This is a genomic window from Marinomonas fungiae (assembly GCF_001418205.1).
GTDB classification, from domain to species: Bacteria; Pseudomonadota; Gammaproteobacteria; order Pseudomonadales; family Marinomonadaceae; genus Marinomonas; species Marinomonas fungiae.
The window spans coordinates 125,348-140,665 of the sequence record NZ_LIQF01000007.1; the positions used below are offsets into that span (position 1 = coordinate 125,348).

14 protein-coding genes are annotated in these 15,318 nt (G+C 47.8%); 7 read left to right on the top strand and 7 right to left on the bottom strand.

From position 1 onward, the window contains the following. Positions 1-17 precede the first annotated feature (17 nt). The 4 genes from ASC49_RS11960 to ASC49_RS11975 all read right to left on the bottom strand — a co-directional run bounded on the left by ASC49_RS11960 (position 18) and on the right by ASC49_RS11975 (position 4,387). The gene (locus ASC49_RS11960) at positions 18-1,307 is read right to left on the bottom strand and encodes a TRAP transporter large permease (RefSeq protein WP_055463483.1); all 1,290 of its coding nucleotides are present in this window, start codon (positions 1,305-1,307) and stop codon (positions 18-20) included. Continuing rightward, complete coding sequence (locus ASC49_RS11965) at positions 1,304-1,804, bottom strand: TRAP transporter small permease (RefSeq protein ID WP_055463484.1); 501 nt, start codon at positions 1,802-1,804, stop codon at positions 1,304-1,306. Before ASC49_RS11965 ends, ASC49_RS11960 begins: the two co-directional genes overlap by 4 nt. Positions 1,805-1,873: 69 nt before the next feature. Continuing rightward, positions 1,874-2,893: a TRAP transporter substrate-binding protein gene (locus tag ASC49_RS11970; protein WP_055463485.1), complete on the bottom strand. Its 1,020-nt coding sequence runs from the start codon at positions 2,891-2,893 to the stop codon at positions 1,874-1,876. Between the two features lie 336 nt (positions 2,894-3,229). After that, positions 3,230-4,387 (bottom strand): aminotransferase-like domain-containing protein, encoded by a 1,158-nt coding sequence (locus ASC49_RS11975; RefSeq protein WP_055463486.1) that lies wholly within the window; start codon positions 4,385-4,387, stop codon positions 3,230-3,232. A gap of 138 nt (positions 4,388-4,525) precedes the next feature. Between ASC49_RS11975 and ASC49_RS11980 the strand changes: the two genes are divergently transcribed. Next, positions 4,526-5,395 (top strand): AraC family transcriptional regulator, encoded by an 870-nt coding sequence (locus ASC49_RS11980; protein WP_055463487.1) that lies wholly within the window; start codon positions 4,526-4,528, stop codon positions 5,393-5,395. Between the two features lie 15 nt (positions 5,396-5,410). Here ASC49_RS11980 and ASC49_RS11985 read toward each other — a convergent pair whose 3' ends face one another. Next, positions 5,411-6,364 carry a YihY/virulence factor BrkB family protein gene (locus ASC49_RS11985; RefSeq protein ID WP_055463488.1) on the bottom strand — a complete coding sequence of 318 codons (954 nt, stop codon included), beginning with the start codon at positions 6,362-6,364 and terminating at the stop codon, positions 5,411-5,413. Between the two features lie 117 nt (positions 6,365-6,481). Between ASC49_RS11985 and ASC49_RS11990 the strand changes: the two genes are divergently transcribed. Continuing rightward, positions 6,482-7,546 (top strand): mechanosensitive ion channel family protein, encoded by a 1,065-nt coding sequence (locus tag ASC49_RS11990; RefSeq protein WP_055463489.1) that lies wholly within the window; start codon positions 6,482-6,484, stop codon positions 7,544-7,546. 199 nt (positions 7,547-7,745) lie between these two features. On the opposite strand, the gene ASC49_RS11995 is transcribed toward ASC49_RS11990, so the two are convergent. Continuing rightward, positions 7,746-9,734 (bottom strand): sigma-54-dependent Fis family transcriptional regulator, encoded by a 1,989-nt coding sequence (locus tag ASC49_RS11995; protein WP_055463490.1) that lies wholly within the window; start codon positions 9,732-9,734, stop codon positions 7,746-7,748. Between the two features lie 412 nt (positions 9,735-10,146). On the opposite strand from ASC49_RS11995, the gene ASC49_RS12000 reads away from it, so the two are divergent. Beyond that, positions 10,147-11,976, top strand: coding sequence for an NAD(P)/FAD-dependent oxidoreductase (locus ASC49_RS12000; RefSeq protein ID WP_082443828.1), 1,830 nt, complete (start codon positions 10,147-10,149; stop codon positions 11,974-11,976). A 116-nt stretch (positions 11,977-12,092) separates the two neighbouring features. Here ASC49_RS12000 and ASC49_RS12005 read toward each other — a convergent pair whose 3' ends face one another. After that, positions 12,093-12,827: a helix-turn-helix transcriptional regulator gene (locus ASC49_RS12005; protein WP_055463491.1), complete on the bottom strand. Its 735-nt coding sequence runs from the start codon at positions 12,825-12,827 to the stop codon at positions 12,093-12,095. 125 nt (positions 12,828-12,952) lie between these two features. Between ASC49_RS12005 and ASC49_RS12010 the strand changes: the two genes are divergently transcribed. The 4 genes from ASC49_RS12010 to ASC49_RS12025 all read left to right on the top strand — a co-directional run bounded on the left by ASC49_RS12010 (position 12,953) and on the right by ASC49_RS12025 (position 15,244). Next, positions 12,953-13,549, top strand: a complete 597-nt coding sequence (locus ASC49_RS12010) for a glutathione S-transferase family protein (protein ID WP_055463492.1) — start codon at positions 12,953-12,955, stop codon at positions 13,547-13,549. Between the two features lie 104 nt (positions 13,550-13,653). Continuing rightward, the gene (locus ASC49_RS12015) at positions 13,654-14,184 is read left to right on the top strand and encodes a helix-turn-helix domain-containing protein (protein WP_055463493.1); all 531 of its coding nucleotides are present in this window, start codon (positions 13,654-13,656) and stop codon (positions 14,182-14,184) included. After that, positions 14,181-14,909 (top strand): AzlC family ABC transporter permease, encoded by a 729-nt coding sequence (locus ASC49_RS12020; RefSeq protein ID WP_055463494.1) that lies wholly within the window; start codon positions 14,181-14,183, stop codon positions 14,907-14,909. Before ASC49_RS12015 ends, ASC49_RS12020 begins: the two co-directional genes overlap by 4 nt. Then, positions 14,906-15,244, top strand: coding sequence for an AzlD domain-containing protein (locus ASC49_RS12025; RefSeq protein ID WP_055463495.1), 339 nt, complete (start codon positions 14,906-14,908; stop codon positions 15,242-15,244). The genes ASC49_RS12020 and ASC49_RS12025 overlap by 4 nt, the downstream gene beginning before the upstream one ends. Positions 15,245-15,318: the final 74 nt, after the last annotated feature.

Sequence of the window (15,318 nt, forward strand, 5' to 3'; positions counted from 1 at the left end):
GATCTGCCCTTTTGTTTTTAAGCTAAGGCATTAGGTAGCCATAAGACTAGATTCGGTAAAACTGTCAGAACAAACACTGCTGCTAATAGCACAAGCCAATAAGGCAGTGAGGCTCTCGCCGCGGCCGTCACACTGACTTCTCCCTTAGTAATTGAACTTAGTACGAATAAATTCAATCCGACTGGAGGAGTGATCATTCCGATTTCCATTAAGATGGTCACAATGACGCCAAACCATACTGGATCGAAACCTACCGCCGTGACCATAGGGAAGGTGATTGGCAATGTCATAAGAAGTAGCGAGATGCCGTCAAAGAAACATCCCAGTACCAGATAAACGATGACAATCATAAATAGAACGCCATATTTATCGAGACCTAAACCATTGATCATGCTAACCGCTTCACGAGGCAAGCCGAGCAAGCTTACCGCCTGAGCTAATATCGCCGTACCGACTAGTATCATGGCAATGGCGCTGAACATCATTGATGAGCGCTTCAGAGCTTGCCATAGTTTTGGCCAAGTGAGATCGCCCCAAAAGAAGCCTAACAGCACGGCAACTCCAACCCCCATGGCCGCAGATTCGGTCGGTGTCGCGATGCCCATATAGATGGTACCAAGCACGAAGAAAATTAGGATGGGTAATGGCCAAACCTGTAGCAGACCAAGACCTGCATCGCGCCAACTAAAAGCCTCACCATGCTCTGGAGTGACGGTCTCTCCGTGCTTGGAACGGAAGTAAATCCACGCAAAGAAGCCTAAGGAAATGAGCGCACCAGGGATTAACCCGGCCATAAATAAGCGTCCAATGGAGACGTCTTGTGTTGCGCCATAGATCAGTAGCGATAAGCTGGGTGGAATTAGCAATCCTAACGTACCGCCAGCCGCTAACGTACCAACGACCATATCAGGATTGTACCCCCGCTGTTTTAGCTCTGGGTAGCTAACAGAGCCAATGGCCGCAGCGGTCGACGTACTAGAGCCACTGACGGCACCGAATAATGTACACACAGCAATGTTTGTGTGCAGGAGCTGACCAGGAACTTTACGAAAGAGCGGCGCTAGACCGTTGTATACACGTGTCGAAACACCACTTGCTAACAGAATATCACCCAAGATGATGAAGAGTGGCACCGCGCTTAAGGTAAACTCAGACAGCAAATTCCAAGTGGTGTTAATCGCCAATGCGGTGGCCCCACTAGCTTGAAAGTGCAGCAAAATAAACCCGGTAAGGCCGAGAGCAGCGCCTAATAATGCACCGCTACCGAGCAGCGTGATCAAGCTTGAACTTAGTATTAGCCAACTCATATAGCACTCTCCTTAGTTGCCTTAAGCATTAATACGCGTGTGATCGCGCGGAGCTCAATCAAAAAGCACAGCCCTAGTGAACAGGGCATGAGAGCCATCCAAGGCCATAATAGAATACCGCTGACTTCGCTGTGGGAATTGAGCAGTTGGGAAAACTGAACAAAGTTGTAGGACTCATAAATGAAAATGCTAGCAAAGCCCAAGAAAATGATGGATGCAAAAATCTGAGCTATTTTTTGCATAGGTTGTGCTAGACGCTCAGTAACGATAGTTAAGCGAATGTGTTCGCCACGGCTTAATACATAGGGGAAAGTAGAAAAAGCTAGGAAGACAAATAATAAGCTGGCGAGCTCGTCTGAAAAAGAAATAGGTGAGCCAACAACATAACGCAATACAGCACTGACAAAAATCAGAAGTGCCATGACAGCGCCTGAAAGCACACCTAAATAGAATAAAAAGCGTACTACCTGATCGAGTACTTTAGAGAGAAAGTTCATAAAAACCGCCTTTTAACTAGAAGTGCTGGGAAGGGGCGTCCCTTCCCAGAGAAGAAGAAAAACAGAACGCTAGTGTTGCTGCTTTGCTAATTCCGAGACGGTTTCGTAGTACTTAAGGCCTTCCGGCCCTGCAGCGGTTGCCATTTCCTTCCAGGCTTCCATGGCGGCATCCACAAATGTATTCACATCTTCTTGGCTGAACGGCTCAAGAACAGTAATGCCTAGCTCTTTCCGCTCTTCACGGGCTGCGTCTTCACGGGCAGGATCGACTGCAAGTAGCTTAGTTTCTTGCCAGATTTCTTCACCAGCTTCCGTTAAGATTTTCTGTTCGGACTCTGATAGAGAGCTCCAAGTCTTGTCACTGACTCCAAACATCCAAGGCGATGCGGCCCATGGGTGTAGGTAAGATTCGTAATCAGTAACTTCTTGCAAGGAAACGGTTTTGGCAACAGTAGACAAATAGTAAGCACAATCTACTACGCCCGTTTGCAGTGCGAGATACATATCATTTTGCCCAATCACTTGAGCGGAGATACCTAGTTTTTTAAAGGTATCCACCAAATGGCCAGACCAAACACGCACTTTCTTATCTTGGAGATCCGCTAGGCTATTCACTGGCTCTTTACAGTGAAGACCAACGTCATAAACTGGGGCGACCACACCACCAATCGTATGAATACCCCATTTGGAGTAGGCTTCTTTATAGATAGAGCGAAGAGTAGGCAGTAGTGCTAAATGCTGATCAGCCTCCGTGATGGCTCCTTGAGCATATACCGAGGCTAGAGCTGGTGCATCTCGCTTGTAATATTCACCGTACATCAGTGCCATATCGACTAGACCGGCTTTCATGATACGCAGCATATCGGCTTCTTTAAGCCCCAAAGAGCCAGCATGATAGACATCTACGCGTAGATCACCGTCCGATTTCTCATTAACCAGTTTGGCAAACTCTTCGATGTGATGGGCCTCTTGGCGAGATTGAGCGAGTCCGCTGTGGAATTTTAGCACCGTTTCGGCATGTGCGCCGGCTATCAGCCCAAAACCAGTTAGAGTAAGAGTGGCGAGTTTGACTTGTTTAGCTAGATCCATATGTGTTCCCTCTCTTCAATTTATGCCTGCTGAAGCCTACGCTTTACAACATGCAAATTTTCAATCATTCGACGAGTCAAGCTTGCGCAGATTTAATTACCTTCGCGTTCTTATACAGCTTGAAAAATGATTCCTTTGAATTAGCTTCAAAATCAGCATAACAGTGAAAAAAATTGGAAACAATAGTTAACAAAATTTATAAAAAAATGACACTTTACAGTGCAATAGACTTAAATGTGTTCACCTGCAAGGCACAAATCTCCTAAAAGGTAAGCTGTGGTCTACGTCTATAATCCAAGCTTGCTAATGAGTCGACATGCGGCCGTCAGTAGTTAATTACTCTTGGATATGGGCGAATACATCGGCCATTCTCGACACGCCCTCAACGAGCGTGTCCGGTTCGGCGTGGGTGAAGTTTAAGCGAACGGCGCAGCAAGGAGGAGCGTCAACATCTGCTGGATAAAATACGGAGCCAGGGACCACGGCGACGCCCTGCTGAAGCAAATGAGCGGCCAGTTGTTCAACATCGCATCTTGGTAAGGTAAGCCAGACAAACATCCCGCCATCAATGGGCGTTGCAGCGCATTGCGGCAATTGCTCTGCGAGGGCCCCAGTGAGGACCTGATAGCGTACTTGATACAAGGTGCGAATGGCTTGTAGGTGCTGTGGGAAGTCCGAGTACATTAAGGTTTCTAACAGCAAGGCTTGCATCGGCACACTGGAGTGCAAATCCGCCGCCTGTTTTAGTGTGATAAGGGGGCAGATGAATCGCTCCGGACCCGTTATCACACCCACGCGCATGCCGGGCGAGACGTATTTTGAAAACGAACGCAATACCACTGCCTGTTCAGGGCAGAGCTCAGACACCATCGGCAAAGACTCCCCTGAAAACCTAAGCTCACGATAGGGTGCGTCTTCAAGCAGCACCACACCATAGCGTTGACACAGTGTCGCTACGTGCTCACGGGTGGCGTGCGACCAACATACCCCCGTCGGGTTATGAAAATCGGGCACTGCATAAAACAGCTTGGGCGAATGCTTAGCAAAATAAGCCTCTAGTTGCGTAAGGTCCGGCCCTGTTGAGGTTTGGGCAACAGGTAAAATTCGTGCTTGCGCTAATTCAAATACTTGAAGTGCCCCTAAATAACTAGGAGCTTCCATGACAATGGCATCGCCCGCATCAAGGTAGGCTCGAGCGATTAAATCTAAACCTTGCTGGGAGCCGGTGGTGATAAGCGAGGTATGGGTGGGTTGATACGCAAAGTGCTGGTCGCAATAGGCTAGTAATGGCCCATAGCCCTGTGTTGGACCGTATTGAAACAGCGATGGAAGCCGCGCCAGTTGCGTCATGATGGGCGCTAGGATATGCATCGGAAAAGTGTCCTCAGCCGGCAATCCCCCCGCAAGAGAGATCATGTGTGGCGCCTTGGCTGCGGCTAAGATTTCGCGGATATAGGACGGCTTAAGTGATTGAAGCGAACGAGCTATTTTCATAATGATTCCGTGTTGGTGTAAAAGAGGAATAGGTCATAGCGCTATGCTAGCGAGAACACGGAAGCATTAGGTGTCCATTTATGCGGATAAATATGTCAATATATGCGCTTGTAATTGTCCATTTATGTGATACACAGTATGAGCAACCAACATCTAACGCGTATTAACGATGTGTTATTTCACATCCATCAAGATATCAGCCAAGAGTTAAGCGCGAAGTCGTTAGCCGATTTTGCAGCCTATTCTGAGCAGCATTTTCATCGAGTATTTAAGCAGGTTGTCGGTGAGTCGGTGCATCAATATATTCGTCGTACACGCATGGAATACGCCGCTAACCAACTGATGTTTGCATCCAAAACCAGCATAGTGGACATCGCCCAACGCTGCGGTTTTCAATCGGTCTCGTCGTTTAACAAAGCTTTCAAAGCAAGCTTTGGGATGCCGCCCAGTGCTTGGCGGCAGCATGACACGCAGACTAGTAGCAAACCCTATTTGAGTGATCCTGAAATCGCCGCAGGTTATCGTCATGTGGCACAGACCTCGTTGCCTACGCCCCACATCAAAGACGTGCCCGAACGGTTGGTCGCGTATGTTAGACACACGGGATATGGGCGCTCAATACGTAATGCTTGGCTGATTCTAAAAGCGTGGGCTCAGGCAGAAGGGCGAACGTTTGATGAGCAGCTTGGTTTGCATCACTCCAACCCCGCATGGGTGGCGCTTGACCAATGTCGTTACGTGGCTTGTCTCGCAATTGATGAACCGATCAAGCGTCGCTCAGTCGTTTGCCAACTGACGATTCCAGAGGGATTGCATGCGATCTTTCGATTGACCGGCCAATACGGTGAACTGTTACCGCAAATCAGCCAAGTGCTTGAGCAATGGTTGCCGCAGTCCGGTTTCAAGCTGCGTTCAACCCCTGCTTACGTGCATTACCATGACAATCATTTCCTCAATGAGGATGAGCGTTTTGATCTGGATTTTTATCTGCCGGTGAGTTTCTTCTAAAGGTGCGATGTTGGATCAATCGTCTTTAATGGCGACGTGGTCGGCAACGTAAGCGCCGCGTTGGCCCATTTCTTTAGCGGGGCCTACCGTGCTGTCTTTTTCGGTTTGTTGCTCTGTGGCGGCGTTGATCACGGCGCCTAAGATGACAATGTAAGCGCTGATGTAGAGCCACATCAGCATGATCACCACCCCTCCAAGGGAGCCATAGGTCTCGTTGTAGCTGGCAAAGTTCGATACATAGAATGAAAAGCCGATGGATGCAACAATCCACAACACCGTTGCAAACAGCGAACCCAATGTGATCCAGCGCCATTTCGCGGCCTTACGATGAGGCGCATAGCGATATAGCAACGCTAAAGCAAAGTGAAACATAAACGCCAGCAATGGCCACGACAGCGCTTTGATTAAAAAGTCGAGGCTGTTTTTGAGGCCGACCATATTCAAAACAATCGGCAAAATACCAATGATAAATAACGCGAAGATCGCGACCGAGATAGCGCCGGCGGCAAACAAAAAACGCACGACTAAGGCTCTGAAAAACGAGCGTTTCTCGTATTCGTGATAGCTAATATTACACGCCGTAATCAGTGCTTGGCTGCCTTTTGAACTACTCCAAATGGTAATTAAAAGGGTGCCGATGGCGCTCAAACTTAAGCTTGCTTGAGAGCTTTGAGCAAAGTCCGCGACTTGCGATAGGATTAATTCACGGGAGCTTTCAGGAAGGAGCGTGATAAATTCAGACAAATGTTCGTTGATTTCCATCGGCGAAGCGAAGTAAGCATAAATTGACACTGTCGCCGCGATAGCAGGGAATATGGCTAGTAAGGCGTAAAAGGCGACCCCTGCCGAAACTAACGATAAATTATCGCGCCCCATCTGATTAAAAATACGTTTGCTAATATCCCACCAGCCCTTAATTGGAATATTGCCTGGCTGGCTAGCGTCTTGGCCTCGTTTAGCGTTACTCATATCCAACATTCCTGTTTCTAGCTTTTAATAGACCAATAATAGTCACTCACTTAATGAGAGTGTGTGTATTGAAATTTGCTGTTAAAGTGAATAAAGATTAACCATGGATGATACGTTATGCCCACAACCCAACCAAATACTTTAGGCGTCACGCCCCCTCAAGATTTACCAACCGGTGTGTTTTCATGGTCGTTTTTTCAAGATCAGCTCATACAACTGGCTCACTCAAGCGCTCAAATATTGCCCACTCTGATACTGGGTTTCATTCTATTGATGAGCAGTTATTTAGTCGCAGGACCTTTATCGCGCTTATTGATAAACCCCATTAATTTTATGACCGATAGTAAGCTGGTGATACTTGTCGCAAGGCGAGCCATCAGTACACTCATTATCTTACTTGGCGCTTATCTGTTCTTACGCTTAGCTGGGTTGACTGAGTTTGCCGTAGCGATTATGAGTGGAACTGGCCTAATTGGTTTGATACTCGGTTTTGCCTTTCGTGATATCGCTGAGAACTTCATCGCCAGTTTACTTTTAAGCATACAGCGCCCGTTTAAGATTGATGATGTGATAGAGGTGGAGGGTCGCGTAGGGGTGATTAAAAAGGTGACAGCACGGGCCACTACATTGGTGGATTATGATGGCAATCACATTCAAATACCCAATGCGACGGTGTATAAAAATATCATCAAGAACTTAACGGCCAACCCTAAAATGCGTGGTAACGTTACCATCGGTATTGGTTATGATAGCGATATACGCAGTGTGCAAGCCCTTGCCTTACGAATTCTTAATCAGCAAAAGGCTGTGTTGTCCGACCCACCTGCGCAAGTATTAATAGACAATTTAGGGGCTTCGACGATCAATCTGATTTTGTATTTCTGGGTCAACAGTGAAGAACACAGTACGGTAAAAGTGAGCTCTCAGCTGATGCGGGAGCTGGTGAATGAATTTACTGAACAAGGGATCAGCATGCCAGATGATGCTCGCGAACGTATTTTGCTTAATATGCCGAACAATAACCCGGCAGACACAGAGCCGCAGCCGCCGAAAGCACCTAAGCAAAGCATGGCTGCACTTGAGCACTCAGATACGCTGAATGATGTCAGTAGTGATACGGATGAAATTCGAGAACAAGCTGAAAAGTCGCGTGATCCAGAGCAAGGAAAAAACATCATTTAGCGGTGTTAAGCGCAGTGCTACGGGCGGAACCCAACTACGTAATTGCCTCAGCCCAACACTTCACGCTTTAAATGTGGGGCATTCATTTACTTTCCTCCAATACATAGCGATTCCATTTGCTGATGTATTCACTGGGCAAGCCTTTGCCGAGCGGCGTGTTGTAATACTTTTTCCAATAGTTCGCTTGCGCTTAAGTTGTTTAGCTTTTGTGGTGCGATTGCCAATGGTTGGGCGGAACAATGTTTTGTTTTGCCATCCGCCGGTACACGGTGGGGCGCGATACGCCTAATTGCCTTGCCACGGCGGAGACATTCCAGTGATGTCGTTGGAGTAAGTCCAATAACATCGCAGACTCGGTTGGTGGGGGCTGATTGTTAACGGCAGGCGTATATTGAGCCGTTTGCGCTAGAGGTACAGACGCTTCATGAACTTGGTGATGATGAGTCACAAATTCTTCGGGTAAATGCTGTACCGTAATTTCATCGCTTTCACAGATGGCTTCTGCAAACGTCAATGTATTTTTAAGCTGACGGATGTTTCCGGGCCAGTGATACGCTAAGAGTGCACTCATGGCGTCTGCTCTTAACCTCACCTTTGGGTTAACCTTTTGCAATAAGGTTTGAATTAAATACTGCTTGTCCGCGCGAGCATTAAGCGTGGGGAGTTTTAATGTTGCCCCATTGAGACGATAGAACAGATCTTCGCGAAAACGCCCATCGCTGATGCGCTGTGATAAGTCGCAGTGTGTGGCAGCCAACACGCGAATGTTAACGGCGACAGGTTGCACCGCGCCCAATGGCAACACCAATCCTTCGGCTAACACTCGTAGTAAACGCGTTTGCAAGTGCAGTGGCATATCACCAATTTCATCTAGAAAAAGTGTGCCGCCGTCCGCTTGTTGAATTAATCCTTTGGCACCTTTTGCACGGCCTCCAGTAAATGTGCCTGGCGTATAGCCAAACAACTCACTCTCGATTAATGACTCAGGAATGGCGGCACAATTAACCGCGACAAAGGGTTCATCAGAGCGGTCACTGCTGGAATGTATGGCCTGCGCCAAGACTTCTTTTCCTGTGCCTGTGTCCCCTAAAATAAGCAAGTTCATATCACGGTGACGTAAGCGCTTTGCCAGATTAATCGTTTTGCGCATCGCTGGGTCATCGGCACAAAGGCGGTCAAGTTCGGGAACGGACTCCTCTTGATGGGTCAGCACGTCAGAAAGATGCTTTTGATAAGAAGCATTCATTGTCGGCTCGATCAACATGCCAAACAACGTTTGTTGCGTCCCCGTTGAGCGGAAGGCACGAATACCATCCTTACTTTCGTATGTGATGGATAAAATATCTCGCCACTGACACTCCAATAAATTAGGTAGGGAAATACACGTTTGATCAGTGACTTGGCATTGGGATAACAGAGCTCGACCTGCGGTGTTTGCCGCGAGGATTTGCCCTTGTTCATCCAACGCAAATAGAAGCTGTCCATTGACCTGAACCAGTTCGCGAGATTGATCGCATTTAAAGATTAAGCTGTGTCGATAACGCCGTAAAAAGTACGCGTCTTCTATCAAACGTGCATACAGCTGTGTTAAATGCAGCGCAAAATTTTGACTATCAGGTGACCGAGACGAATGTAATGCAGAGATATCGAGCACGGCCAACAATTGACCAAATGGGTCTTTAATCGGTGCCGCGGTACAGGTTAAGCCTATATGAGACGTGTCAAAATGGTCGGTACGATGACAAGTGAGCGCTTGCTGTTCTTGGATGCAGGTGCCTACCGCACATGTACCTGCATATTGCTCACTCCAATCTGCACCTAGGTAAAGTCCCGCTTGGCGCAGTAGATCATCGTCTTTTTTGTTACCTAAGAACTGTACCGTGATACCTCGGTAATCACTTAGCAATAGAACGTAGCCGAGACTGGCTATTTGCGTGAACAGCTGCTCTACACCCGCACGAGCAACGTTGAGTAACTCATCAACAGAGTCTTGATGTTCCAGTAAGGTTTGCTGTGTCACGATGCGCGCAGGCCTTGGTCGGCTTGGATCTAAACCGTATTCATTGACACAGCGTTGCCAAGAGCGGCCAATCAGCTCGGGGGGAAATGCACTGTTACCTTTAACTGGGTGTCCGCCATAGCTCAGTATCGTTTCTATATGACGGCGTTGCTGACTTATATCACTCATGCTCACACCTTGTCTCGATCTGCTTATTTTTATTGTTCGACTGTTTTTGAGTCTACCCCTGAAAAAGTTGCCTTTCTAGCCTTCTTTCTCCCAACCTCTAGAAGTGCCGGATCGACGGCTGCAGACCTGTAACATGGCGCGTTACACCTGTAATGGAAAACGTGACAGGTGCAATCAGCTGACAACCAACAGCACTCCAAAAGCAGCAAGATAAGAAAAAATCCCCTCCCAATAAAAGTCTTAAAAATCAGAGTATTGAAAAATTTACCACGATAAAAAACGGTTCTTGGCACGCAAGCTGCTCAAATGAACTTACCGACATGGTTCAGAAAAATGTTCATACGGACTCATTTTGGTCGTCCTGTCGAGACAAACGCAGTAACAAAAACAACAATCTGCAATGGAGATACTTATGACCCAATCCGCATCCAAGCAATCAATGCCGAGCGCCGCCCATCAACCTAATAGCGCCGTCCTGAATTGGCTGGAAAAGCTATCCAATGCTTTTCATTCAAATGCCTCCGACGACGTCGCGTCGTTGTTTGAAAAAGACGGATACTGGCGCGACTTAGTCGCTTTTACATGGAACATCAAAACGCTGGAAGGGCGTGACGCGATTCGCGATATGGTTAGCGAAACGGTTAGTCATGTTCAACCAACAAACTGGCAGTTAGAAGAGGATGCTACAGACACTGACGGTGTTATTGATGCTTGGATTACGTTTGATACCGCGGTTGCTAGAGGTCGTGCGTATCTTCGCTTGCGCGATGGACTGGCTTGGACGTTCTTAACGACGATGACTGAGCTGAAAGACTACCCAGAGAAGCGTAACAAGCTTCGTCCCAAAGGTGCCGAGCACGGTGCTAACAAGAATCGCCAAACATGGCTGGAAAAGCGTCAGCAGGAAGAGCGTACATTAGGTTATGACGAGCAACCTTACTGCCTGATTATTGGTGGTGGGCAAGGCGGAATTGGGTTGGCGGCCCGTTTACGCCAATTGGATGTACCAACCATCGTTATTGATGCGCTACCAAAGCCTGGGGATACGTGGCGTAATCGCTATAAATCACTCTCGTTGCATGATCCCATTTGGTATGACCACATGCCGTATTTGCCTTTCCCTGAAAACTGGCCAGTGTTTACACCCAAGGACAAAATTGGTGACTGGTTAGAGATGTATACCAAGGTTATGGAAATCAATTACTGGGGATCTACCCGTTGTACGAGTGCCCAATACGACGAAGAAAAGCAAGAATGGTTAGTTAGCGTCGAAAAAAATGGCGAGACACTGACGTTACGCCCTAAGCAGCTTGTTTTGGCGACGGGGATGTCCGGTATTCCCAATATTCCCGAAATACCTGGTATGGAAACCTTCGAAGGTGAGCAACATCACTCCAGTAAACACCCTGGTGGTGAAGCTTATAAGGGCAAGAAGTGTATCGTGCTGGGGGGCAATAACTCCGCTCATGATATCTGTTGTGCGCTTTGGGAGAACGATGCCGATGTCACCATGATTCAACGCTCTTCGACGCATATCATTAAGTCGGACTCGTTAATGGAGCTTGTGTTAGGAGGCTTGTATTCAGAAGAAGCAGTGGAAAATGGCATGACGACGTATAAAGCCGATCTAACCTTCGCTTCCATTCCGTTTCAAATCATGCCGCAATTCCATATTCCGGCTTACCAAGCGGTAGCGGAAAGGGATAAAGACTTTTACCAACGCTTAACTGATGCGGGCTTCTTACTCGACTTTGGTGAAGATGGCTCTGGTCTTTTCATGAAATACCTACGTCGCGGCTCAGGCTATTACATTGATGTAGGCGCATCCGATTTGGTTGCTAACGGTGACATCAAGCTGAAATCCGGCGTATCTATTGAATACATCAAACCCAAATCCGTTGTTTTGACAGATGGCACAGAGCTCGAAGCTGACCTGATCGTTTATGCCACAGGGTTTGGTTCGATGAATGGCTGGGCAGCGAAAATCATCTCGCAAGAAGTGGCCGATAAAGTGGGCAAATGCTGGGGCATGGGGTCGAATACCGCCAAAGACCCCGGCCCTTGGGAAGGAGAGCTGCGCAATATGTGGAAACCGACCCATCAAGACGCACTTTGGTTCCACGGCGGCAACTTGCATCAATCCAGACACTACTCTCAGTATTTATCACTGCAATTAAAAGCCCGCATGGAAGGTATTGAAACCCCTGTCTATGGTATGGAGCCCGTGCATCACTTGAGTTAGGAGAATATCTGTTATTAAAAGGGGCAGATTCTAGGTGTTTTAGAAATCTGCTCTTTTTAATATCTTTTCGTTCCAACGGCAGTTAAGCATCGAGTACGGTTCCTTTGGTGTCCAAATTAAATGCTTTGATAATAGGGTGTGTAAATGCCAATAAAGTCTTCGATGGGCTTAAGTGAAAAACGGCTTGCAACGATGCGTGCGTTCTTAATTCGATCAATGCGGAACATCCGTGAGTCCTCTCTCAGGTGATCCCATGCGGTGATATACCATATTGGCCAGTTTAGCAAAATATAATGGGCTTCAATGACTCGTGTTGTCTGCGCACCAGAATCCGATTCGTAGTCGATCTCTAAGCCGTATTGCTCTAAAAATGCTTCGGCGATGCTTTCTGAAATAGTATGCTCAGGTGTGACATAGCGAGAAACAGTGTCAGCGCCAGCGTTGCTGCCGATCATAATACGTTTGCGGAGATTACTGACAGCACTTCGTTGTTCTTGTGGGAATGCCTGAAACAATTTCTGCTTAATTGCCTTCAAGTTACTAGTCAGAAGAGGTGATTGCAGAGACTCCATAATCGCTAAGGACAGTATCAACTCCACGACTTCTTGATGGTTCAGCTGAAGACGGTTCACTCCCCAACGGCCATTTAGTCGGATGCCGCCACCGCGACCTCTTTCCGATTCAATTGGGTAGCCAGCTCGTTTTAACTCCGCCAGTTCACGCATCAAAGTACGCTGGCTGACACCAAGTTGCTCACGCAAATCAGAGGTCTTCCAGTAGGTTTCCGAGCGAAGTAGACCAATGAGTCGGTTACGTCGCTCCGTGCGTTGTTCAAAGCTGGTATTGATCATTTATCTAATGTGCCAGTAAATGGCATAAATAGCCATAAACTCCAAATCAATGGCACTACTTCATCTCTAGTACAAGCCATATATCAAATTGTCCAATGCCATTTTCACGATGAGGAGTTTTCAGTATGAAACACTATTTCAACCCTATGAGCCGAGCTATTACGACGGATTGGATGCTTAAGGAGCTGGATGTTCAACATGAGCGAATTAACATCGACTTTACGGCGAGTGAAAATAACACCGCTGAGTTTCGTCGTATTAACCCGATGGGGAAGTTACCTGTACTGATCGACGGTGACGCTGTGGTGACAGAAGTATCCGCGATTTGTGCTTATCTAGCGGATAAATTTCCGGAAAAACAAATGGCGCCTGCAGTAGGGGTGGTTGAGCGTGCAGTGTATTACCGTTACTTATTTTTCGCTGGTAATACCATTGAACCTGCCTTTTCTCTTGCTGCTTGTGGGTTTGAACACCCTGAGCCATTCTCGGCAGGGTGGGGAGATTTACCTCGCGTATTGGCTGCAATTGAAGAGATGACGCCAGAAACAGGCTGGGCGCTTGGCGAACACTTTAGCGCTGCCGATGTCGTGTTCGGTGGTCTGCTGGACTTCGCGGTCACGTTTAAATGGATGGAGCCATCGTCCAAAGTCGCCGCCTATGTAGAGCGTATTCGTCAACGCCCCGCTTATCAGGCAACTCATAGCGCTTTTGCAACCGCTTAGTCTAGGTTGTCTTATTGTTAGAGCTAATAAGGTGAAAAATAATTGACTTTAAGTTGTTCTATATATAGAACGTTCAATATATAGAACAACTTGAGCGTCTCATCATGGAAAGCCCCAATCTCAGCAGTCTTGGTCAGAATCTAAAAACTGTTCGCTTAGCGCAGGGCTTGTCCCTGTCTCAGTTGGCGAGCAATGCTGGCATCGCCAAGTCCAATTTATCTCGGATTGAGCAAGGGGAAGGTAACCCAACCATAGAAACCATTTGGCGTCTGGCAGTGCAGTTGAATGTACCGTTTGGCGACTTGATTGCCGGCAGTCATGAGTTTGTAGGCGAGAACGGTATTCAAGTTAAGTTGATCGACCAAGGCTCGGATGATCCAAGAGTCGATGTGTATTGGATGTCTTGCGCAGCCAATACCATAAAGCTATCGGAAGCCCATACGGATGGCACGACGGAGCGCTTGACCTTGATCAGCGGCGAATTGTTTGTGGGGCCAAAGGATGCCATGCAGCGACTCGGCGCTGGGGATACCTTCACGCTTAAAGCTGATCAGCCTCACGGCTACCAAACGAAAGGGACGGCGGCCACAGCGATGCTGGTGATCACCTATCCCAAACAAAAGGAGGCACCATGAATACCGTGGCACCAACACTCTTAAGCAACCCATGGAAACAAGGGGCAAAGGACGCTCTACCTTTGCTCGGTGGCTACATTCCGGTGGCGGTTTCGTTTGGTTTATTCTCGGTTCAGTCGGGTTTTGGCGTATTAGAAACTATCTTAGTGTCGGCCTTTATTTATGCTGGGGCGTCGCAGTTCTTATTTGTCGCTATGGTGGTATCCGGCGCGCCAATCTGGCTTGTTATTGTTATGACGCTACTGATTAACTCACGTCATCTGGTTTACGGGCCTAACATCGCGCCCTATTTGCAAAAGGATGTGCGTTGGCTACCGTTGATGCATTTATTAACCGATCAAATCTTTGCTTTGACACTGACGCGCATGCCAGATATGACACCAAGCGATCGCCTGCGTTGGTATGTGAGTGCGGGCGTAATTGCATGGCTAAGTTGGATCTTTGGCACGGCCTTGGGAGCCATTGCGGGAGAAGAACTGATGCAACGCTGGCCGTTGATTGGCGAGGTGCTACCGTTTGCACTGCCAGCCTTGTTTTTAGTGATGGTATTACCCCGATGCACGGATCGTCGTTGGACGATTACCATGGTCATGGCGACCAGTACGGCCATGTTGCTGAAGCTGTCTGGTTTCCCCAACATGGCTATTCCTGCTGCGGCGATTTGTGGTGTATTGGCTTATTACGCCATTCAAGCCCGTCCAACCGATAAGGGGGAACTATCATGAGCGTCCAGACTTGGATGATTCTTATCAGCATCGCGTTGGGGACCTACTTGATCCGCGCCTTACCTTATCTATGGATGGCACGAAAGCTCAATAAACAAGCCTCACAAGGCAGTATCGGTAGCACACCCGTTTGGCTGACGATACTTGGCCCGACAATGATTGCTGCCATGTTTGGCTCCTCCTTGGTGCCCGTTGAGCCCTCGCTGCTGTCTTGGATTGCGACGGTGATCGGCTGCAGCGCTACCTATATAGTGTGGCGACGCACCCGCTCTATGGGTTACCCGATTGTGGTCGGTGTTTTGGTCTTTGGTGCGCTGGTCGTTATTTTTGGTTGACGAGAAGCGCTGGTAGCGAAAAGTACAACTTTTAATTGGAAACAGAGAAAACAGAATGCAGTGGCTTTGCTCTC